This window comes from Streptomyces sp. NPDC005820 (assembly GCF_040630255.1).
GTDB lineage: Bacteria > Actinomycetota > Actinomycetes > Streptomycetales > Streptomycetaceae > Streptomyces.
The window spans coordinates 61,494-80,915 of the sequence record NZ_JBEXXE010000054.1 but is presented as its reverse complement, the minus strand read 5'-3'; the positions used below and the strand labels follow the sequence as shown (position 1 = coordinate 80,915).

Below are 19,422 nucleotides of genomic sequence, written 5' to 3'. Positions count from 1 at the left end.
GCCGGGACCCCGCCGGGGTCCCGGCCGCGCCGGTGGCTGCTCAGGAGGCCGCCGAACCGCACCGGTCGGCGGACCGGGGGCCCGGCCGCGGGGCCGGCCCGGCCAGCCACTCCGCGATGGTGCGCGCGATCGGCTGCCCGGTGTCCACCTCCACGAATCCGAACTGCCCCGACTGGTTGCACTCCAGGAACCACCAGGTGCCGTCGGCGTCCTCCGCGAAGTCGAAGGCGCCGTAGGCCAGTTCCGCCTCGCGCAGATACGTCCGTACGGCGTCCGCGAGCCGGGGCGGTACGTCCGCCGGGCGCCACGGCGTGGTGGAGGGCGCGTACCGCACGTCCACCACGTCCGGGTCGGCGCCCGGGGCGGTGTCCTTGCGGGCGGCGAGGATCCGCTCGCCCACCGCCGTCAGCCGGATGTCCGCCCGCTTGGCCACCCGGCGCTGCAGCAGGGTCGGACCGTAGGCCACCGCCGAGAAATCGGCGCCGGGCGGCACCCGGGTGGTGGGCACCGCGCGCGGCGGGTCCTGCGGATGCGCCCCGGACACCGGCTTGACCACCAGGTCCGGGTAGCGCTCCGCGAAATCCCGCGCGGCCTGCGGGAAGGTCGTGATGAGGGTCGCGGGCACGGGCAGCCCGCTGCGCTGCGCCAGCCGCAGCTGCCACGGCTTGTGCCGGGCGCGCACGGACGCGTCCGGATGGTTCATCCAGCGCACCCCGGTGCCCCGGAGCATGCCGTAGAGGGCCTGCGAGGCCTCTTCCGTGAGCCACGCGGACGGCTGGGCCGCCCGCGCCGCCGCGGCGCCCGGCCGGCGCACCCACACGGACCGCAGTCCGTCCAGGCTCACCAGCCGGCCGGCCGAGGACAGATGCCCCCGGAACGCACCGTGGACGAACTCGCCCGACAGGGCGACGGTGCTGGTCAGATCGGCCGGGTCGAGCCGGACGACCGGGACGCCCGCGGCGTTCAGGTGCACGACCACCATGTCCGCCGTGACGTCCTCTTCGCAGGTCAGGATGAGCACGGTCATCTTGCGCGGCCCGTGCTCAGTCGTCGAAGTGGGTCTTGGAACCCGCGGTGGAGGTGGTGGTCCCCAGTTCTCTGAGCAGGGCGTGGTCACGAGCGGCGACACCGCCGTCGAGGAGTACGTTCAACTGCAGTCCGGGGTCATAGGCGTACGGAGTTGCGAACTCCAACTCCGCCGCAGGGCGTGCGTAGTTGAGCGCGAACGGTTGCATGTTCTCTCCCTCGTCGGTACTGCCTCGATCAAGCGGTGCCGCTGTGCGACGTCACTCGGGCCCGCTGCGTTAGGTGCGACCTTCAGTCACTTATACGAATCGAACGGGTGGTTGGTTTCCTTACTCTCCGTGATCATCGGCGAGTCGGGGTCCCAACAGGGCGCGGAGCAGGGGAGATGTGCCGAACGGGGGGTGAAAACGTCTTCAAACACGGTCAGTTGGGGTGCTCGCCGAGTCGGGAAAACGGCGCAGGGAGCGCAGGGCGAGCAGCAGGACACCGATGTCATCGAGGTAGACCGGGTCGGGCAGGAGGTCGGCCGGTAGCACGAAGTACAGGACCGCGCCCCAGAACACCCAGCGCGGACCGGTGGGCAGGCCGGCGCGTCTGAGGTCCCGGCGGGTGCGGACCAGCCGCACCAGCACCGCGGCGGCGCACGCGAGAAGGGCCGCGGCGAGTACCGCGGCGACGATGAGGAGCGTGGTGGTCGTGTCCACGGGCCTTCCCTCCGGGGTCCGTCGCGCGGTGTGCCGCCCTTGTTTCGATTTCCCCGATTTCGGTTCCCGAATTCCCCTTTTCCGGGGGGGATTACCTCACACGGCTAGCGATCGGAGGCTTCCTCGGGACCGTCGGAGTCGACGGATGCCGGGCGCAGGCCCATGGTGGTCTCCTTGAGCCGCTCCAGGGTCCGGCCCCACTGCTGGAAGGGCGAGCCGCTCTTCTTCGCCGGTGCCGCCGGACGCTGCGGCTCGATGCCGGCCTCCGCCGCCGCCTCACGGTAGGCGGCCAGCGCCTCATGGGCCTGCTCGGCCGCCTCCCGGTACAGGTCCCGGGACTCGGTCATCGCCTCCAGGGCCTCCTTGTACATGGCGACCAGCTCGCGTTCCCGGGCGAGTTCCTCCTCCAGGGTGAGCAACTGCCACTTCTCCCGGAGCAGGGTGAGCGCGGCGTCGCCGCCCTCCGGCAGCGGCGCGGGCAGCGCGACGTGGCGGCGTACGGCGTCCAGCACCTCGGTCGGGTGCGAGCCGTCCAGGAACACACTGCGCACCGAGAAGGACCCGGCGTCGTACCCGTCCGGCGCGGGGCTGCCGGGCAGCACCAGCGCACCGCCGCGCGGCAACTCGACCCCGAAGTCCTTCAGGGCCCAGTTCACGGTCCGCAGCTGGTGCGGCGCCGCCCGGTGCTCCACGACCCGGTGGTGCAGCCCCGGGGGCAGCAGGGAGACCAGCGAACGCCGGCCCCGCTCGTCGGGCGTCATCGCCTCGTGCACGAGGACGTCGACGGTCCAGGTGTCGCGCAGGGCGGCCCGGAGCGTGCGGCGCAGATCCTTGTCGTCGGCCGGGAGCGGGTTCACATCGAGGAACCGCAGGCCGGTCACCGTCTCCTGACCCCACGCGGTGTCCGTCTCCCACGGCCAGAACATCTCGGCGGGCGACGGCCACCGCAGGTCCCAGGGTTGCTCCGCCTCCGCGACCAGCGTCCACTCCTGGCCCCGGCCCGACCATTCCGACAGTTTCAGCCGGGCCCGCACGGTGATGTCGTCGGGTACATGCCAGCGTGCCTCGAAGGCCGATTCGCCCTCGGCGGTCTCGCTGTCGGGCAGCTCCCGGAAGTCCTGGAGCTTCTCGTCGTCCTTGAGTGCCCGGAGACGGGTGCGCAGCACCTCCGGCGCGGTGGGACCGGTGTGGCGGCCACGGCCGAGCCAGACCGTGGCGGGGGTGGTGGGCGGGGCGGTCGCGGAGATGTGCATGAGTCCGTTCATGAGCGGTGGACGAGGGCGATGGGCCAAGGCCAGTATCGCGCGCCGCGGGGTGTGCTTGATCACGCGGGGCCGGGGCCCGGCCTGCTACGCGGTGCGCCTTCCCCACCGGGCGCGCCGTCATGCCTCGCGCACGCACATGCGTACGGGGTGTGCGCCGGGCGCACGGGATGGCCGCCGTTCACCATGGTCGCCGTCCGCACACCCGTGGGCACACAGTGCCACGCCCCCGAGAATCGGTCCCGGCGGCCGGGACTCGCCCACCATCCGCGTCGGGGCGAGCCCTGGCCGCCGCACGCCCGGGCCACGTGCCGTCAGCCGCCGAGATAGGCCAGTTCCGGGAAGTGCCGCTGGTAGGCGTCCAGCAGGCGCTTGGCGACGGCGTACGAGTCGATCAGCGGGTGGATGGTCAGGGCCCGTACCGCGTGGTCGCGCTCGCCGGCCGTCGCGGCGTGGATCACCGCGCGTTCGACGGCCTTGACCGAGCACACCAGTCCCGTGCCGTGGTCGGGCAGCGCGGCCCCGGCGATGGGGTGGGCGCCGTTGGCGTCGACATGGCAGGGGACCTCGATGACGGCGTCGTCGTCGAGGACGGGGATCCGCCCGCGGTTGCGGACGTTGAGGATGAGGGTCGCCCGCTCGTCCAGGGCGATGGCCCGCATCAGGGCCAGGGCGACCTGTTCGTAGCCGCCGGACTCCAGGTCGCAGGAGTCGCGTTCGCCCATGCCGACGGCCTCGCGGTTCTCCGCCATGTAGGTCGTCTCGCGCTCCAGCCGGGTGGCGTCCCAGGCGTTCCAGGCGGCGCGGGGCGCGGGGTGTCCCGGGGCGGGGGCCAGGGCGTCGTAGAAGCGCTGCTGCTGGGAGTGGAGGAAGGCGCCCCGGGTCTGTTCGGCGGCCCGCGCCGAGCGCACCGACTCGCGGCTGAAGTAGTAGTAGTGCAGATACTCGTTGGGCAGCGCGCCGAGGGTGCGCAGCAGGTCGGCGCCGAAGAGCCGGCCCTCCTCGAACGAGGTCAGCGCGCCCTCGTCGGCGAGCAGGGACGGCAGCAGGTCGCGGCCCTCGGCGTACAGGCCGCGCAGCCAGCCCAGATGGTTGAGGCCGACGTAGTCGAGGCGGACACGGGCCGGATCGACGCCGAGCGCCCCGGCCACCCGGCGGCCGAGGCCCACCGGCGAGTCGCAGATCCCGATCACCCGGTCGCCGAGGTGCGCGGTCATCGCCTCGGTGACCAGCCCGGCGGGGTTGGTGAAGTTGATGACCCAGGCGTCCGGCGCCAGCGCCGCGACCCGGCGGGCGATGGCGACGGCCACCGGGACCGTGCGCAGACCGAAGGAGATGCCACCGGCCCCGACGGTCTCCTGGCCGAGGACGCCCTCCTCCAGGGCGATGCGCTCGTCCGCGGCCCGGCCGGCCAGCCCGCCGACGCGGATGGCGGAGAACACGAAGTCGGCTCCGGTGACCGCCTCGTCCAGATCGGTGGTGACGGTGACGGTGGGCGGATCGGGGTGCCCGGCCGCCTGGTCGGCGAGGACCTTGCGGATGATCGCCAGCCGGGAGGCGTCCAGGTCGTACAGGGTCACGTCGGTGACGCGCCCCGCGCCGCGGTCGCCCAGCAGCGCCCGGTACACCAGCGGGACGCGGAAGCCCCCGCCGCCCAGGATCGTGAGTCTCATACGCCGACCACCTCGTTCATCCGTGCATCACTTTGCTCATACCTCGACCACCTCGACCCCCGCCTCGCGCAGCCGTGCGCAGGTCTTCTCCTCGCCCGGCGCGTTGGTCACCACCACGTCGAGGTCCTCGGGCCCGCACACCCGGGCCATCCCGGTGCCGGGGAACTTGCCGGCGTCGGCCACCAGGACCACCTGGGCGCTGGCTGCGATCATCGCCCGTTTCACCGGCACCTCGACGGCGGTGGTGTCCAGCACCTGCCCGTCGGGGCGGACCCCGCTGGTGCCGAGGAACAGCCGGTCGGCGTGGACCTGGCGCAGGTTGTCCTCGGTGAGGAAGCCCACCAGGGACCGGTAGTCGCGCCGGACCACCCCGCCGAGCAGGATCAGCTGGACGTCCTTGTCGTCCTGGAGCTCCTCGTACACGGCCAGGTTGCTGGTGATCACGGTGAGGGCCCGGCCGTGCAGCTGCCGGGCCACCCGGTGGGCCGTGGTGCCAATGTCGAGCAGCACCGTCTCGCCGTCCTTGACGAGGTTTGCGCACCAGGCCGCCAGGGCGTCCTTGGCCTCGACCCGGACACCGGCGACGTCGGCGAACGGGTCGTCCTCGCCCACCACGGGCGCGGCGCCGCCGTAGACCCGTTTGAGCAGGCCCTCGTCCTCCAGCTGGGCGAGGTCGCGGCGGATCGTGGCCTGGCTCGCCCCGACCCGCTCGGCCAGGACGGACACCGAGGTCGGCCCGTCCGCGCGCAGGGAGCGAAGGATCAGCTGATGTCTTCGATCAGGGAGCATGCGGCAGACCATACTCGCCAACTCGCCAAACTCAAGCAAAGTCGCGCATGAATGTCTCGATACTCGCTTGACCCTTGTCAAACCCGCGCACCGGGTGCACTCTCTTGCGTAATTCGGAGCCAGGTCCGGACCCCACTCCGGTCGGCCGAAGCGGATGAACGGCGTATTCCGCCGTCCCGGACGCGTCGGCGCCGTCTGAGAGGACCGGGTCACACACCCCGGGTGGCTGAAGGGTTCCACCCACGCCGATGCTCTTCAGCCACCCGGCCTCCCCGCCGCGCCCCCACCGCGGCACCCGACACGCAGGTCCTGCCGGACACGCCGGACACGCCGAACCCGCCGAGATCTAGGAGAAGATCGTGGACCTTTCCCGCAGACGATTCCTTCAGGCCGCCGTACTGACAGCCGCCGCGGCCGGCGCCACCGCGGCGTGCGGCGGCGGCTCGGCGTCGAGCGGCAGCAAGGACAGCAAGAACCTGACCTTCTGGTACTGGGCCGGCGGACTGAGCGACAAGGTCGTGGCGGACGCCAAGACCCACTTCTCCGACATCACCCTGAAGACCTCCGTGGTCGGCGGCGACTTCAAGACCAAGCTGCTCACCGGTCTGCGGGCCGCGCAGACCGCCCCCGACATCACCGGCATCAAGGGCGAGGACATCGCCTCCTTCCTGCCCAACGCCAATCGCTTCGTCGACCTGAACACGGTCGGCGCGAAAAAGCTGGCCCCCGACTACCTGGCGTGGAAGCTGAAGCAGGCCACCACCCAGGACGGCAAGCTCATCGGCTTCCCCATCGACATCGGCCCCTGCGCCACCTTCTACCGCGAGGACCTCTTCGCCAAGGCGGGCCTGCCCACCGACCCCGCCCAGGTCTCCGCCCAACTGGCCACCTGGGACGACTACTTCAAGGCCGGCGTCGAACTGCACAAGGCCGTGCCGAAGACCTACCTGATCAACAACATCGGCTCGGTGTTCGGGATGATCGTCGGCCAGGGCACCCGGCGCTTCATCGACGAGGACAACAAGTTCATCGGCGACCAGGACCACATCCGCACCGCCTGGACCACCGCCGTGAAGCCCTACACCCTCGGCATCGACGCGAAGATCAACGACAACACCTGGAACGCCGCCATCGGCAACGGCACCCTCGGCACCGAGATCGGCGCCGCCTGGCACGCGCTCGACATCAGCAACGCCGCCCCCGGCACCAAGGGTCAGTGGCGGGTGGCGAGCCTGCCCGGCGGGCCCTCCAACCTCGGCGGATCCTTCCTCGCCATCCCCGCGACCAGCGGCAACCCCGAGGAGGCCTTCAAGATCATCAGCTGGATCCTCAGCCCCGAGAACCAGGCCCGCGGCTTCACCGACGCCGCCCTCTTCCCGACCGCCCCGGCCGCCTACAAGCTGCCCGCGCTCACCGGCGGGGACGCCTTCTTCGGCGGCCAGAAGACCGTCGAGATCTTCGGCCCGGCCGCCGAGAAGATCCCCGCCGCCTACGAGGCCCCGGCCGACGCGGCGGTCTCCGCGCCGTACTACAGCGAACTGACCAGCATCGAGGCCAAGGGCAAGGACCCCGACGAGGCCTGGAAGGACGCGGTCAGCCAGGCCAAGCAGATCGCCCAGCGGCAGGGAGTGAAGTGACATGTCGTCCAGCCCGGTAGCCGGTCCGGCACCCACCGGACCGACCTCCGGACCCGACACCGGCCCCCTCGGGCAGGCCGCTCCGGACCCCTCGCGCGGTCCGGGGCGGCGCGCCCCCCGGATCCGGCCGGTCTCGGCCGGGGGCCGGCCCGGGCCGCGCCGGCGGGTCCGCAGGCACTGGCCGCAGTACCTCGCGATCTCGCCGTACTACCTGATCTTCTCGGTCTTCATGCTCTTCCCGGTGCTCTACACCGTGTACCTGGCGTTCCAGAAGTGGGACGGCATCGGGGAGATGCAGTTCGTCGGGTTCCAGCAGTTCCGCTTCCTCTGGGACGACCCGGTGTTCTGGATGTCCATCCGCAACACCCTGGTCATCTGGGTGCTGTCGACCGTGCCGATGCTCTTCATGGCACTGGTGCTCGCGGTGCTGGTGAACTCCACCAAGCGGTTCACCGCGTTCTACCGGGTCTGTCTGTTCATCCCCAGCATCACCTCGCTGGTGGCCATCGCGATCTTCTTCGGCGCGGTCTTCAGCAACAACTTCGGCCTGATCAACGCCATTCTCAAGGCCATGCACCTGTCGGCCGTGCCATGGATGAGCAACGAGTGGACGATCAAGCTGGTCATCGCGGCGCTGATGACCTGGCAGTGGACCGGCTACAACGCGATCATCTATCTGGCCGGCCTCCAGGCGATCCCCTCGGAGCTCTACGAGGCGGCCCGGATGGACGGGGCGGGCCCGGTGCGGATCTTCTTCTCGATCACGATCCCGCTGCTGCGGCCCATCATCCTGTTCACCGTGGTGATCTCCACGGTCACCGGTCTGCAGAGCTTCACCGAACCGCAGGTGCTGTTCGGCAGCGACGCGTCCACCAACCCCAACTCCGGCGGGCCGGGCCAGGCGGGTCTGACCACCCTTCTGTACTTCTACCACCAGGCCTTCGACAACAACGACTTCGGCTACGGCGCCGCGATCGTCTGGGCCTTCTTCCTGCTGATCCTGCTCATCGTCGCCGTCAACTGGTGGCTGGTGCAGCGTAAGGAGCGACGGCCATGAACGGCTTGAACCGCAAGCGCCTGCGGGGCTTCGGCGTCCATGCGATCCTCATGACCGGCGTCGTCATCTCGGTGTTCCCGTTCTACTGGATCGTCGTCATGGCGACGAACACCTCGCAGGACATCTACAGCTACCCCCCGAAGCTGTGGTTCGGCGACAACCTGCTCACCAATCTGCGGCACCTGTTCGCCAAGATGGACTTCTTCGGGTCGCTGGGCAACACCGTGATCGTCGCGGTCTCCACGACCGTGCTGGTGCTGTTCTTCGACTCGCTGGCCGCCTTCGCCTTCGCCAAGTACGACTTCCCCGCCAAGAAGTTCCTCTTCGGCGTGCTGCTGTCGATGTACATCCTGCCGACCCAGCTGGCGATCATCCCGCAGTACGAGATCATGGTGCAGCTGGGCTGGCTGGGCACCCTGAAGGCGCTGATCGTGCCCGCCGCGGCCAACGCCTTCGGCATCTTCTGGATGCGGCAGTACACCTCCACCAGCGTCCCGGACGAGCTCCTCGACGCCGCCCGGATCGAGGGCGCCGGGTTCTTCCGCCAGTACTGGCACGTGGTGCTGCCGTGCGTCCGCCCGGCGCTGGCGTTCCTCGGCATCTACACCTTCATCGGAGCCTGGAACGACTACATCCTGCCGTTGGTGATGCTGGTCAACCCGGACAAGCTCACCCTCCAGGTGGCGCTCGCCCAGCTGTACGCCGGTCACTCCACCGACTACAGCATGGTGATGTCCGGGGTGCTGCTGTCGGTGATCCCGCTGGTGATGGTGTTCACCTTCTTCGCCCGCGGTTTCATCGCCGACGCCACCAAGGGGGCCCTGCGCTGACCTCGGCGGCCCTCACTCCCGGAGGGCACGAAGGCCTCCCGGGAGCGGCGGGGCCTCCCTGCGGACGGCGCTGCTCGGCGGCCGCATGGCCGTGCGCGCACAGGACAACGGCTGGGCCGGCCTGGTGATCCTCGGGGCCGTCCGGGACACCGTCGCGCTCGCCGAAGTGGCCGTCGGAGTGCAGGCCCTCGGCACCCACCCGCGCAAGAGCGGCAGGGCGGGGAAGGGCGCGGTCGGCGTCCCGGTGTCCTTCGGCTGCGTCACCTTCACGCCCGGCGCCCTGTTGCACGCGGGCAGGAGGACCGGGTCGTCCTCCTGCCCCCGTCGGCGTGAGCGGCGACGCCCGGCTCAGCCGCGCGTCCCGGTGCCCGGCGGCTCGGGCAACGGGTTGACGAGACCGTCGCCCGGGGACTGCCGCCGGGCCGAGGAGTCGGTCGGCCACACGGCGGGGCAGTGGGCGCCGTCGCCGGGGGTGGCCAGGGTGGTCAGGTACGTGTCGATGGCGTCCCGTACGCAGGGGCTCGTCCAGTAGTCGCCGTGCCCGGCGCCGTCGTACGTGAGGAACACCGCCTCGCCGCCGATCTGACGGGCGGCGCCGGCCCCCCAGGCGTGCGGGGTGGCCACGTCGTACCGGCTGTTGGTGACCAGGATCGGCGGGGTGCCGTCGATGCGCAGCCGGTGCTGCGGGTTGGTCACCCGTGTCGGCCAGCCCTGGCAGCCGGTCAGGTCCGTCCAGGCGAGGGGGCTGAACCGGGTGACCGGGGCGAGCCGGGCGAGCCGCCGCTGGTAGCCCGCGAGCGTGGCGTACGAGGGCACCTCGAGGGCGAAGTCCTGGCAGAGCACCGGGACGTACGCGTACGCCGCCGGTTCGCCCCGCAGCCGCGGGGAGGAGCGCGCCTCGGCCGGGTCCGGGGTGTCCAGATCGGTGAGGAACTCGGCGAACCGGAACCAGTCGGCGGTGCTGTACAGGAAGTTCTGGGCCAGGCGCTGGAGGTGCTCGTCGGTGAAGAGGACATCGCCTCCCCGGATCAGTTCACCGGCCGCGGCGCGCCGGTACAGCGAGTCGAACAGGGCGCGGACGTCGCGGCCGTGGAGCACACAGGACGCGGTGCGGGCGCACCAGTCGGCGAACTGCCCGAACGTCTCCTCCAGCGCGATCGCCCTGGTCTTCTGGAGGGACCAGGTGTCCAGGCTGTGGTCGATGACGGAGTCGAGGGTCATCGCGCGGACCCGCTTGGGGAAGAGCTCGGCGTACCGCTCGCCGAGGGCCGTGCCGTAGGAGACGCCGTAGTAGCTGATCCGCTCCTCGCCCAGGCCCGCGCGGATCGCGTCCATGTCGCGGGCGACGCTGGTGGAGTCCATGTGGTCGACGAGGGACCCGCTGCGGGCGCTGCAGTCGTCGCCGAGCGCGCCGCCTGCGCGGCGCAGGGCGGCGAAGGACGCTCCGCTGTCCGGGAAGAGCAGCGGCTCCTGGGCGGCGATCAGCTCCTCGTCGCAGGTCACCGGATCGCTGAGGCCGATGCCGCGCGGGTCGAAGCCGACGATGTCGAAGCGCTCCAGCAGGTCGGGCGAGAAGGAGAAGGGTGCCGCGAAGGCGAACTCCCGGCCGGAGCCGCCCGGGCCGCCGGGGTTGACCAGCAGCGAGCCGATCCGATGCCCGGGGTCGGTGGCGCGATGACGGGCCAGGGCCAGATCGACGGTCGCGCCCTGCGGACGCTCCCAGTCGACGGGGACCGTGACGGTGGCGCACTCGAAGGCGCCCTCGCCGTACGGGGACTCGCAGGGCTGCCAGGCCAGCGGCTCAGGCGCCGGCGCGGCGACGGACGTACCGCCCAGTAACTGGGCGAACAGGGCGGTGGCGAGCACGCCGACGGCGAATCTGCCCCGCCGTCTCGGACGCGCGGGCGAGGGGGAATCGAACGACACGAGTGATCCTTCATGAATCGGGGGTTCACAAATGGATCACAGCATCGCAAGGAACGTGATCGGCCGTCAGAACCGCTCGGGCAGCGCCGGCGGACGCGGGGGCGAAGCCGCGGAGCCGTCAGGGCAGACCCGGATCCGGGTCGGAGCCGCCCATGTCCAGGCGGAACGGGGGATAGGCGTCCGTCATCAGGGCGACGTACGCGACGACCCGCAGGACCCAGCGGTTGAAGCCGGTGATCAGGTCGAACAGGTCCCGCGGGTACTTCTCGGTGAAGAGCAGGATCACGGCGGCGATGATCGCCAGCACGGTCACCAGACCGCCGTTCCACCAGCCGTACCCCCAGCTGCCGACGAAGAAGCCCACGACGATGTAGTGCGGGATGGCCAGCAGCCACCACTTCACCAGGACCAGACCCCGGGAGAGCCGCTCGGGGTAGACGATGTCCAGCCGGGCCGGGTAGTCGGGCTCCTCGCCCAGGCTGAACGGCGGGTAGCGGTCGGTGGCCAGCGCGTTGTACGCGTAGAAGGCGACCCGCCAGCTCCAGCGCAGCACGCCCAGGTTGAAGTCGAACAGGGCGCGCGGGTAACGCTCGGTGAAGAGGATCGCGAAGAAGGCGATCACCCAGACCACCGTGAAGGCGATCCACAGGAAGAACAGCACGATGATGTGCGGGATCACCAGGATCCATTTGACCAGCCACAGCCAGCGCGACAGGGGTGCGTCGAGCCGTGCGGTGACCCGGACCGGGGCAGTCATGGGATGCGACACGGCTCCCGCCTCCTGATGTCACAGGTGTTGCTCTGCGTCCTCTGCATTTCTCCTTCCACTCTGCCCCCGATGGCCCCGCGCCGCCCGTCACGACCGGGTCGCCGGCGTCAGAGGCGGATGACGATCAGGGCGGTGTCGTCGGTGTTCCCCGTCGCGGGGAGGAGATCGGCGAGCAGGGCGTCGGCCAGCTGCTCGGGGTCGTCCTTGCGGTGGCGGGCCAGGGAGTCGGCGAGCCGGTCCAGGCCGGTGTCGATGTCCTCCGTACGGCGTTCGACCAGCCCGTCGGTGTACAGCACGAGCGTGGCGCCCTCGGTGAAGGACGTCCGGGCCTCGGGGCGCGCCAGATGCTCGGGGCGGGCCGCGAGCGGCGGGTCGGTGGCCTCGTCGAGGAAGCGGACGGTTCCGTCGGGGTGCAGCAGCGCCGGGGGAGGGTGGCCCGCGCTGCTGTAGGTGACGGTCCGCTCGGCCCAGTCGATGAACGTCGTCACGACCGTGGTGGACTCGGCGCCGTCGACCGAGCGGGCGTACAGACCGAGGGCCTCCAGGGCCTGGCCCGGACCGTCGGTCACCCGGCAGGCCGCGCTCAGCGCGCTGCGCAGCTGCCCCATGACGCACGCCGCCGCCAAGCCGTGGCCGACGACGTCACCGACGGCGACCGCGAGGTTCCCGCCGGGCAGATCGGCGAGGTCGTACCAGTCGCCGCACACGTTCAGCGCGCCGATCGCCGGCCGGTAGCGCACCGCCGCCGCGTGCTCCCCGGTCGGTCCCGGCGCGGGCAGCATCGCCGCCTGCAGGGCCAGGGCGACCTCCCGCTCATGCGCGTGCGCCCGGCGCAGCCGTTCGTTGACCTCCTGCAGCTCCCGCGCGCGGGTGTACAGCTCGGCCTCCAGCACCCGGGCCCGGCTGTCGTCGCCCGGCCCGCCGAAGGCACGGATGAGCTCGGTGACCTCCTCCACCCGGTGCACGATCAGCGCGACCTCCCCGTCGGGGCCGAGGACGGGCGCGTTGACCGGGCTCCAGAAGTGCTCCTGCCAGTGGCCCGGCCGGTCGGGGTCCTCGATGTCGTAGCGCAGCAGCGCCATCGTGTCGCGCTCGCCGGTGGCCACCGTGCGCAGCATCGACGTCTCGGTCTCCTGCCGGCCGGCCGCCGCTGGATCGTTGGGGTTCTCGGGGAAGACGTCGAAGATGTAGCGGCCCAGCAGCTGCTCTCGGGTGCGCCCGGCCAGTCGTACGAAGTCGTCGTTGGCGTCGGCGTAGACGAGATCGGGGGTGAGCAGGGCCACCATGCCGGGCAGGGCCCGGAAGACCGCCGTGTAGTCGATCTGCGGTTTCCTCATGTCCTGCCTGTCTGGTTCGCGCCGGGCGTCGGTGTGTCGTTCCACGATAGGAGTGCGGACGCGGCCCGGTCAGGCCGACGTCAAGTCCCGGCCCGCGGAGCCGCCCGGACGGGCTGTGGGGGCGCGGGCGGTGGACGCTCCGGTCATGGGGGCCTCGGCGGTTTCACCCATCCGAGTGAGCGTTCGACGGCCCGCCTCCAGTTGTCGTACTCCGCCTCGCGCCGCGCCGGGTCCATGTCCGGGATCCACTGGGCCGCCCGGTGCCAGTTGCGGCGCAGGACCTCCAGATCGGGCCAGTAGCCGGCGGCGAGCCCGGCGGCGTAGGCCGCGCCGAGCGAGACCGTCTCGGCGACCATGGGCCGCACCACGGGCACGTCGAGGACATCGGCGACGAACTGCATCAGCAGGTTGTCGGCCGTCATGCCGCCGTCCACCTTGAGCTGCTTCAGGGCCACCGAGGAGTCGGCGTTCATGGCGTCCACGACCTCCCGGGTCTGCCAGCCGGTGGCCTCCAGCACGGCCCGGGCCAGATGCCCCTTGGTGATGTACGAGGTCAGGCCGACCATGACCCCGCGCGCGTCGCTGCGCCAGTGCGGCGCGAACAGCCCGGAGAAGGCGGGGACGATGTAGCAGCCGCCGTTGTCCTCGACCGTGCGGGCGAGCGTCTCGATCTCCGGCGCGCTGCTGATCAGCCCCAGCCGGTCGCGGAACCACTGCACCAGCGAGCCGGTGACGGCGATGGACCCCTCCAGCGCGTACACCGGCGGCTGCTCGCCGATCTGGTAGGCGACCGTGGAGAGCAGCCCGTGCCGGGACCGCACGAGGTCACCACCGGTGTTGAGCAGCAGAAAGCTGCCCGTCCCGTACGTGCACTTCGCCTCGCCGGGCGAGAAACAGGTCTGGCCGAACAGGGCGGCCTGCTGGTCGCCGAGGGCGGCCGTGATCCGTACGCCGGGCAGCAGCGAACGGGCGGTGCCGTAGGGCTCGGCGGAGGACCGGATCTCGGGAAGCATGGGCCGCGGCACCCCGAAGAACGCCAGCAGCTCCTCGTCCCAGGTCAGCGTGCGGATGTTCATCAGCATGGTGCGGCTGGCGTTGGTGGCGTCGGTGATGTGCAGCCCGCCGTCCGGGCCGCCGGTCATGTTCCAGATCAGCCAGCTCTCCATCGTGCCGCACAGCACCTCGCCGGCCTCGGCGCGCCGCCGCAGCCCGTCGACCTGGTCGAACAGCCATCTGAGCCGCAGCGCGGAGAAATACGTCGAGGGGGGAAGACCGCACCGCTCCAGGAAGAACTCGTCCCCGGGGTCGCTCCTGAAGGCCGTGACCAGGGGTTCGGTGCGGGTGTCCTGCCAGACGATCGCCCGCCCCAGGGGAGCGCCCGTGCTCCGGTCCCAGAGCACCGTGGTCTCCCGCTGGTTGGCGAGGCCGATCGCGGCGATGTCCTCGGCGCCGACCCCGGCGCCGGACAGCGTCTCGGGGACGATCCGCTGGAGATTGCGCCAGATCTCGACGGCGTCGTGCTCGACCCAGCCGGGCCGGGGGAAGTGCTGCTGGTGCTCACGCTGGGTGACCGAGGCGAGCCGTCCGTGGTGGTCGAAGAGAATGCACCGGGTGGAGTTGGTGCCCTGGTCGATGGACATCACATAGCGCTCGACCATGATCGGGTCTCCCTTCCGACTCCTCGATTCCGACGCTTCGCAGCGGACCGCGCTCACCAGCGGCTCGCGCCCAGATCCCTGGAGATCGCCCGTGCGGCCTCGCGCAGCAGGTTGATCAGGTTCGACCGCGGGTGCCCCTGGCTGTCGCAGACCCGCTCGAGCTGGCCGGACAGCCCGATCGCGCCCACCACCAGGCCGCCGTGCCCCCGGATCGGCGCGGCGACCCCGGCCTCCCCCATGCTCATCTCCTGGACCTCGTCGGCCCAGCCGCGCTCCCGGATCTCGGTCAGCGCCCGGCTCAGCCGGCTCCGCTCCACCAGGGTGTGCCGGGTGTAGGCGTCCAGCCCCGATTCCAGGGCCGAGTCCAGCGGCGCCGTGCCGAAGGCGAGCAGGACCTTGCCGAGGGAGGAGGCGTGCAGCGGCAGCAGCGATCCCACGTCCAGGGTCTGGAACGTGTCGTCCGGCCGGAACACATGGTGGACGACGAGGACCTTGCCCTCCAGGGGGGTGCCCAGGCGGACCGACTCCCCGCTGCGGGCGGCGAGCGCGTCGGCCCAGTTGATGGACCGCGAACGCAGCTCGTTGACGTCGAGGTAGCTGGTGCCGAGGTGCAGCAGGGCCGCCCCGAGCTGGTACTTTCCGGTGGCCGGGTCCTGCTCCACGAAGTCCACGTGCTGGAGTGTGCGCAGGATGCCGTGGGCGGTGCCCTTCGCCAGCCCGAGCGAGGCCGCCACCTCGCCGAGCCCGAGACGACGGGGTCCGCCGGCGAGGAGACGCAGGATCGCCGCCGCCCGTTCGATCGACTGGACCGGGCCGGTCATGAGCCGAGCCTATTACCGTGGTGAGGGCTTCGCCCCCGCTGCGCGGGGACCCTCGATCACCTGCCGGCCGCGCCGTTCGGCAATGCCGACCCGGATTCGTTGACCCTCCTCCGCTTTGGTCCCTAACGTGCACTGAGGTCCGGCAAGAGCGCCGGTGCCCGGTATCGGCCGACAGCATTCACCGGAGGAGAGAAGATGGCGGTACAGCTCGGCATACTGCCCCGGGAGACAGTGGAACACGTGTGTCCGCTGCCGCCCGTCCCCGGGGCCGTCGCAGCCGTACGCCGGCGCGTGGGGGAGGTCCTCGCCGACTGGAAGGTGTCGGGGGACATCGTCGACGACTCGCTCCTCGTGGTGTCGGAGCTGCTGACCAACGCGATCGTGCACGCCCTGCCCCCGGCGGAGCTCAAGCTCTCCTGGGTGCGGGGCGACGGGCCCGGCACCCTGCGGGTCGAGGTCACCGACGCGGGCCCCGCGCTCGTGCCCGGGCAGACGCGCGCGGACATCGACCCGGACGAGCACGGCCGCGGCGAGCAGATCGTGCACGCCCTCGCCACCCGGCACGGCAAGCGGGTGCACTCCGGCGGGGTCACGCGGTGGGCGGATCTCGTCGCCGCGTGAGGGGGAGCGCCTGATCGTGCTTCGGCGCGCGTGATCAAGGGCAGCATGTTCCAGGGGAAAATGCCAAAGCGGTACCCAGTGGCCGGTACTTTCCGTAACCTCGGTGTCACCCGTACGCTCCGGGTCGCCTCAACGGCCCGTCCCCGCCCCGCACTTGAACCGCTCCTGCCGCCAACGCGCCGAAAGGACACGGTCATGGCCGTCGAGGCCGAGGTTCTGAACGAACTGCACCGGCTGCGCACATGTGTGCCGCAGCTGCGAGGAGCGCTGGCGGCCAGCGCCGACGGACTCGTCCTCGCCCGGGACATGCCCGACGTCGAGGCGGAGGCGCTGGCGGCGCTCACCGCGGCGGCACTGGGCGTCGGCCGCCGGATGGCCGACCTCGCGGCGCGCGGCGAGTTCCGGGAACTGCTCGTCCGTGGCGCCGGGGGATATGTCGCGACCTACGCGGCCGGCCCGTCCGCGGTGCTCACGCTGCTCGCGGACGACCGGGTCAACGTGGGCCGGCTCCATCTCGAGGGGCGGCGCAGCGGCACCCGCATCGCCGAACTCCTGACGACGGCCCCCACCGCCGAACACCCCCGCTTCCCCACCGACCCCCCGCCCCCCACTCCACACCCCCGCCCCCTGGGCTCCCTGCCCCTCCGCATTCCCCCACAGTCCCGTTACGGCTCCTGACCAGGGGGCGTCTGCCCTGCAGCGGCGGCGCGACCGGCGTGCGGGCCGCCGAGGCGGGTTCAGTCGGTGGTGCCCTCTGTCTGGGCCCGGCCGCGGCGTCCGGTCGGGGTGCGGCGGCGGGTTCCCACCCGTTCGGGGCCGGGGCCGGGGCCCGAGGGGGCGCTGAAGCCGCCGGGGACCAGGCGGGGCGGGGCCACCGTCGGGAGTGAGGGGGAGGGGGAGTGGGTGGCTTGGCCCTCCCGCTCCGGGTCCCGCGGTGGGGGAGGGGGCGGGACCGCGCGGCTGATCACGCGTGCGTGAGGCATCAACGGGGCGCAGGCGGCGCACACTTCGGTGAGCGTCCACACCTGGGCGACCGCCGGATCGTGCCGCAGCACGAGAACGACCGTGCCCGCGCAGTTGACCCGCGTGCCCTCGTGCAGCGCGCACCGCTGCCGTCGGCACCAGCAGGCGGCGTCGTGATGCACCGCCGCCGCTCTGGCGTGCGCGGCCGCGTGGGCCTCGGCGAAACGGCGCAGCGCCGCGAGGTCCCGGGAGCGCGGCGGCATCACGCACGCCGACGAACAGGTGACCGACGCGGTGCGGTCCCGGTGTCCGACCACACGGATCGTCCAGCAGCGGCCGGGACGGCGGGCCGAGGGGGCGTCAGGGTACGTAAGAGCCAAAGCACATGTCCTTCGTGGCGATCGTGGTGGGGAGAGGGCGACGCGTCCGGAATGGTTCCGGCACGGCGGCCCGCCGGAAGTGACCTCGTTCACAGCATGCCCGTGCCGGGGCGGACCATTCGCGCTGTGCCCCCCTTGGCGGACACACCACTGTCCGCGTCTACCCCTAAGCTCCCACCATGAACACCGGGGAACCCGACAGACGCGTCGTCGATGGCCGATTCGAGCTACTGCACCGGCTCGGAGGCGGAGGCATGGGGTGGGTGTGGCGCGCCCGCGACCTGGCACTGCACCGTGACGTGGCCGTGAAAGAGGTACGGCCGCCGGATCCGGCGCTGGCCGAATACGACCCCGAGGGCGCCCGCACGCTGCGCGAGCGCGTCCTGCGGGAGGCCCGCGCCCTGGCCCGCGTCCACCACCCCAATGTCGTCACCATCCACCACATCGTCGACGGCGGCGAGAACACGTATCCCTGGATCGTGATGGAGCTGGTCACGGGCGGCTCGCTGCAGGACCGGCTACAGCAGGGCGTGTTGACCCCGCTGGAGGCCGCGCGCCTGGGGCGCGAGGTGCTGTCCGCGCTGCGCGCCGCGCACGCCGTCGGCATCGAGCACCGCGACGTGAAACCGGCCAACGTGCTGCTGCGCCCCGACGGACGGCCCGTGCTCACCGACTTCGGCATCGCCGCCCTGCGCGAGGCCACCAGCCTCACCGCGACCGGCTCCGTCATAGGCTCGCCCGACTTCATGGCGCCGGAGCGCGTCACCGGCAAGGACGGCGGCCCGTCCGCCGACCTCTGGTCGCTGGGGATGCTCCTCTACGTCGCGGTGGAGGGGCACCATCCGCTGCGCCGCTCCAGCACCCTCGCCACCCTGGCCGCCGTACTCGCCGAGGACGTGCCGCCACCCCGGCAGGCGGGCCCGCTGACCGGTCTCCTCACCGCGCTCCTCGTCCGCGACCCGCAGGCCCGCCCGGACGCGGAGGAGGTCGACCGGCAGCTCGCCGCGGTGACGGGGGAGGCCGTGGACGCGCCGACGGGCCCGCCCGGTGCCTTCGGCGCGCCGGTGGCTCCGGTCGGCGGCGCCGTGCAGGGCCCGCCCACGGGGTTCGGGCCGCCGCCCTCGCCCGCCACCGCCTCGCCCTACGGCGGTCAGGCCCCCGCCTTCCCCGGCGCGCCGACCTCCTATCAGATCGCCCCGCCGACTCCCGTGCCCGCGCCCGTACCCGCTCCCGCCCCCGGCGCCGTGACGGCCCCGACCTTCCCCACCCCGCGCGGGCCCCGCCGTATCTTCGCCCAGACCGTCGTCAGGGCCGTCATCGGCACCGCTCTGACCGGTCTCGCCGTGTGGGCGGTCCCGCAGCTGCAGGACGACGACGGCGGCAGCGGAGCGGCCGGGCCGAGCTCCTCCGCCTCGTCGGGCGCCACGTCCGGCTCCTCTTCCTCCTCGTCTTCTTCTTCCTCTTCCTCTTCCTCGAGCGCCTCGTCCGGCGGTCAGTCCGCGGGCAAACTCGATCTGCTCACCGAGGACGGGGTCCGCACGGTGGTGAAGAAGCTGAAGGCGGCCATGGGCGGTTCGAAGGTCACCAGCCTCGTCGTCTACCCGGAGTACGCGATCGCCGAGGCGCCCGTCGCCGGCAACGCGAAGCTCTACGACCGCTACGAGTACCGGGGCGGTGACGTGGCCGTGAAGGACGGTCCCGGCGGCACCGTGCGCAGCGGCGACACCCCCGTCGACCTGGACAGCTTCAACTGGGACGCCGTGCCCACCCTGCTCGACGAGGCCGGACGGACCCTGAACATCAGCGACCCCACCAGCCGTTATCTGGTGATCAACCCGGCGTCCACGATCTTCAACGACCCGCCGACGATGAACGTCTACCTCGCCGACGACTACGGCGGCGCCTACCTGGAGGCCAACCAGAAGGGCAAGGTGATCGAGGCCCACGCCCGCGACGACGGCTGACGCGC

18 protein-coding genes and 1 pseudogene are annotated in these 19,422 nt (G+C 71.7%); 7 read left to right on the top strand and 12 right to left on the bottom strand.

From position 1 onward, the window contains the following. Window positions 1-40 precede the first annotated feature (40 nt). The 6 genes from tgmB to ABZ464_RS44000 form a co-directional block, all read right to left on the bottom strand. Entirely contained in the window at window positions 41-1,027 is a 987-nt protein-coding gene (gene tgmB / locus ABZ464_RS44025; protein WP_359287553.1) for an ATP-grasp ribosomal peptide maturase, read from the bottom strand. 16 nt (window positions 1,028-1,043) lie between these two features. Continuing rightward, window positions 1,044-1,235, bottom strand: coding sequence for a putative ATP-grasp-modified RiPP (gene tgmA, locus ABZ464_RS44020; protein WP_359287552.1), 192 nt, complete (start codon window positions 1,233-1,235; stop codon window positions 1,044-1,046). A 204-nt stretch (window positions 1,236-1,439) separates the two neighbouring features. Beyond that, window positions 1,440-1,730, bottom strand: coding sequence for a YkvA family protein (locus ABZ464_RS44015; RefSeq protein WP_359287551.1), 291 nt, complete (start codon window positions 1,728-1,730; stop codon window positions 1,440-1,442). A 104-nt stretch (window positions 1,731-1,834) separates the two neighbouring features. Further along, window positions 1,835-2,983 (bottom strand): hypothetical protein, encoded by a 1,149-nt coding sequence (locus ABZ464_RS44010; protein ID WP_359287550.1) that lies wholly within the window; start codon window positions 2,981-2,983, stop codon window positions 1,835-1,837. A 323-nt stretch (window positions 2,984-3,306) separates the two neighbouring features. Continuing rightward, complete coding sequence (locus ABZ464_RS44005; RefSeq protein ID WP_359287549.1) at window positions 3,307-4,665, bottom strand: 6-phospho-beta-glucosidase; 1,359 nt, start codon at window positions 4,663-4,665, stop codon at window positions 3,307-3,309. Between the two features lie 36 nt (window positions 4,666-4,701). Beyond that, a complete protein-coding gene (locus tag ABZ464_RS44000) occupies window positions 4,702-5,454 on the bottom strand; it encodes a DeoR/GlpR family DNA-binding transcription regulator (RefSeq protein ID WP_359287548.1) in 753 nt (250 codons plus the stop codon). 359 nt (window positions 5,455-5,813) lie between these two features. Between ABZ464_RS44000 and ABZ464_RS43995 the strand changes: the two genes are divergently transcribed. The 4 genes and pseudogenes from ABZ464_RS43995 to ABZ464_RS43980 all read left to right on the top strand — a co-directional run. After that, a complete protein-coding gene (locus ABZ464_RS43995; protein WP_359287547.1) occupies window positions 5,814-7,091 on the top strand; it encodes an extracellular solute-binding protein in 1,278 nt (425 codons plus the stop codon). 1 nt (window position 7,092) lies between these two features. Next, complete coding sequence (locus tag ABZ464_RS43990; protein ID WP_359287546.1) at window positions 7,093-8,148, top strand: sugar ABC transporter permease; 1,056 nt, start codon at window positions 7,093-7,095, stop codon at window positions 8,146-8,148. Next, a complete protein-coding gene (locus ABZ464_RS43985; RefSeq protein ID WP_359287545.1) occupies window positions 8,145-8,978 on the top strand; it encodes a carbohydrate ABC transporter permease in 834 nt (277 codons plus the stop codon). The genes ABZ464_RS43990 and ABZ464_RS43985 overlap by 4 nt, the downstream gene beginning before the upstream one ends. A gap of 85 nt (window positions 8,979-9,063) precedes the next feature. Further along, window positions 9,064-9,210: pseudogene (locus ABZ464_RS43980) on the top strand (S-adenosylmethionine: 2-demethylmenaquinone methyltransferase); the annotation flags it as partial. 116 nt (window positions 9,211-9,326) lie between these two features. Here ABZ464_RS43980 and ABZ464_RS43975 read toward each other — a convergent pair. From ABZ464_RS43975 to ABZ464_RS43955, 5 genes are all read right to left on the bottom strand, one after another. Then, entirely contained in the window at window positions 9,327-10,904 is a 1,578-nt protein-coding gene (locus ABZ464_RS43975) for an alpha/beta hydrolase (RefSeq protein WP_359287544.1), read from the bottom strand. A 118-nt stretch (window positions 10,905-11,022) separates the two neighbouring features. After that, window positions 11,023-11,661: a DUF4389 domain-containing protein gene (locus ABZ464_RS43970; protein ID WP_359287543.1), complete on the bottom strand. Its 639-nt coding sequence runs from the start codon at window positions 11,659-11,661 to the stop codon at window positions 11,023-11,025. Between the two features lie 119 nt (window positions 11,662-11,780). Next, window positions 11,781-13,010 (bottom strand): SpoIIE family protein phosphatase, encoded by a 1,230-nt coding sequence (locus tag ABZ464_RS43965; RefSeq protein WP_359287542.1) that lies wholly within the window; start codon window positions 13,008-13,010, stop codon window positions 11,781-11,783. 143 nt (window positions 13,011-13,153) lie between these two features. Continuing rightward, entirely contained in the window at window positions 13,154-14,668 is a 1,515-nt protein-coding gene (gene glpK / locus ABZ464_RS43960) for a glycerol kinase GlpK (RefSeq protein WP_359287541.1), read from the bottom strand. Between the two features lie 53 nt (window positions 14,669-14,721). After that, window positions 14,722-15,489 (bottom strand): IclR family transcriptional regulator, encoded by a 768-nt coding sequence (locus tag ABZ464_RS43955; RefSeq protein ID WP_359287540.1) that lies wholly within the window; start codon window positions 15,487-15,489, stop codon window positions 14,722-14,724. Window positions 15,490-15,684: 195 nt separating this feature from the next. On the opposite strand from ABZ464_RS43955, the gene ABZ464_RS43950 reads away from it, so the two are divergent. After that, window positions 15,685-16,110, top strand: coding sequence for an ATP-binding protein (locus ABZ464_RS43950; RefSeq protein WP_359287539.1), 426 nt, complete (start codon window positions 15,685-15,687; stop codon window positions 16,108-16,110). A 195-nt stretch (window positions 16,111-16,305) separates the two neighbouring features. Continuing rightward, on the top strand, window positions 16,306-16,788 hold the full coding sequence (locus tag ABZ464_RS43945; protein WP_359287538.1) for a roadblock/LC7 domain-containing protein: 483 nt from the start codon (window positions 16,306-16,308) through the stop codon (window positions 16,786-16,788). 59 nt (window positions 16,789-16,847) lie between these two features. On the opposite strand, the gene ABZ464_RS43940 is transcribed toward ABZ464_RS43945, so the two are convergent. Beyond that, window positions 16,848-17,453, bottom strand: a complete 606-nt coding sequence (locus tag ABZ464_RS43940) for a hypothetical protein (protein ID WP_359287537.1) — start codon at window positions 17,451-17,453, stop codon at window positions 16,848-16,850. A 179-nt stretch (window positions 17,454-17,632) separates the two neighbouring features. On the opposite strand from ABZ464_RS43940, the gene ABZ464_RS43935 reads away from it, so the two are divergent. Then, entirely contained in the window at window positions 17,633-19,417 is a 1,785-nt protein-coding gene (locus tag ABZ464_RS43935; protein ID WP_359287536.1) for a serine/threonine-protein kinase, read from the top strand. Window positions 19,418-19,422: the final 5 nt, after the last annotated feature.

What these genes read in the sequence shown, in the direction of transcription:
- tgmB (WP_359287553.1), bottom strand. Translation starts at nt 1,027, where the DNA reads ATGACCGTGCTCATCCTGACCTGCGAAGAGGACGTCACGGCGGACATG.
- ABZ464_RS44000 (WP_359287548.1), bottom strand. Translation starts at nt 5,454, where the DNA reads ATGCTCCCTGATCGAAGACATCAGCTGATCCTTCGCTCCCTGCGCGCG.
- ABZ464_RS43945 (WP_359287538.1), top strand. Translation starts at nt 16,306, where the DNA reads ATGGCCGTCGAGGCCGAGGTTCTGAACGAACTGCACCGGCTGCGCACA.
- ABZ464_RS43970 (WP_359287543.1), bottom strand. Translation starts at nt 11,661, where the DNA reads ATGACTGCCCCGGTCCGGGTCACCGCACGGCTCGACGCACCCCTGTCG.
- ABZ464_RS43935 (WP_359287536.1), top strand. Translation starts at nt 17,633, where the DNA reads ATGAACACCGGGGAACCCGACAGACGCGTCGTCGATGGCCGATTCGAG.
- ABZ464_RS43955 (WP_359287540.1), bottom strand. Translation starts at nt 15,489, where the DNA reads ATGACCGGCCCGGTCCAGTCGATCGAACGGGCGGCGGCGATCCTGCGT.
- ABZ464_RS43990 (WP_359287546.1), top strand. Translation starts at nt 7,093, where the DNA reads ATGTCGTCCAGCCCGGTAGCCGGTCCGGCACCCACCGGACCGACCTCC.
- glpK (WP_359287541.1), bottom strand. Translation starts at nt 14,668, where the DNA reads ATGGTCGAGCGCTATGTGATGTCCATCGACCAGGGCACCAACTCCACC.
- ABZ464_RS43965 (WP_359287542.1), bottom strand. Translation starts at nt 13,010, where the DNA reads ATGAGGAAACCGCAGATCGACTACACGGCGGTCTTCCGGGCCCTGCCC.
- ABZ464_RS43985 (WP_359287545.1), top strand. Translation starts at nt 8,145, where the DNA reads ATGAACGGCTTGAACCGCAAGCGCCTGCGGGGCTTCGGCGTCCATGCG.
- tgmA (WP_359287552.1), bottom strand. Translation starts at nt 1,235, where the DNA reads ATGCAACCGTTCGCGCTCAACTACGCACGCCCTGCGGCGGAGTTGGAG.
- ABZ464_RS44010 (WP_359287550.1), bottom strand. Translation starts at nt 2,983, where the DNA reads ATGCACATCTCCGCGACCGCCCCGCCCACCACCCCCGCCACGGTCTGG.
- ABZ464_RS43950 (WP_359287539.1), top strand. Translation starts at nt 15,685, where the DNA reads ATGGCGGTACAGCTCGGCATACTGCCCCGGGAGACAGTGGAACACGTG.
- ABZ464_RS44005 (WP_359287549.1), bottom strand. Translation starts at nt 4,665, where the DNA reads ATGAGACTCACGATCCTGGGCGGCGGGGGCTTCCGCGTCCCGCTGGTG.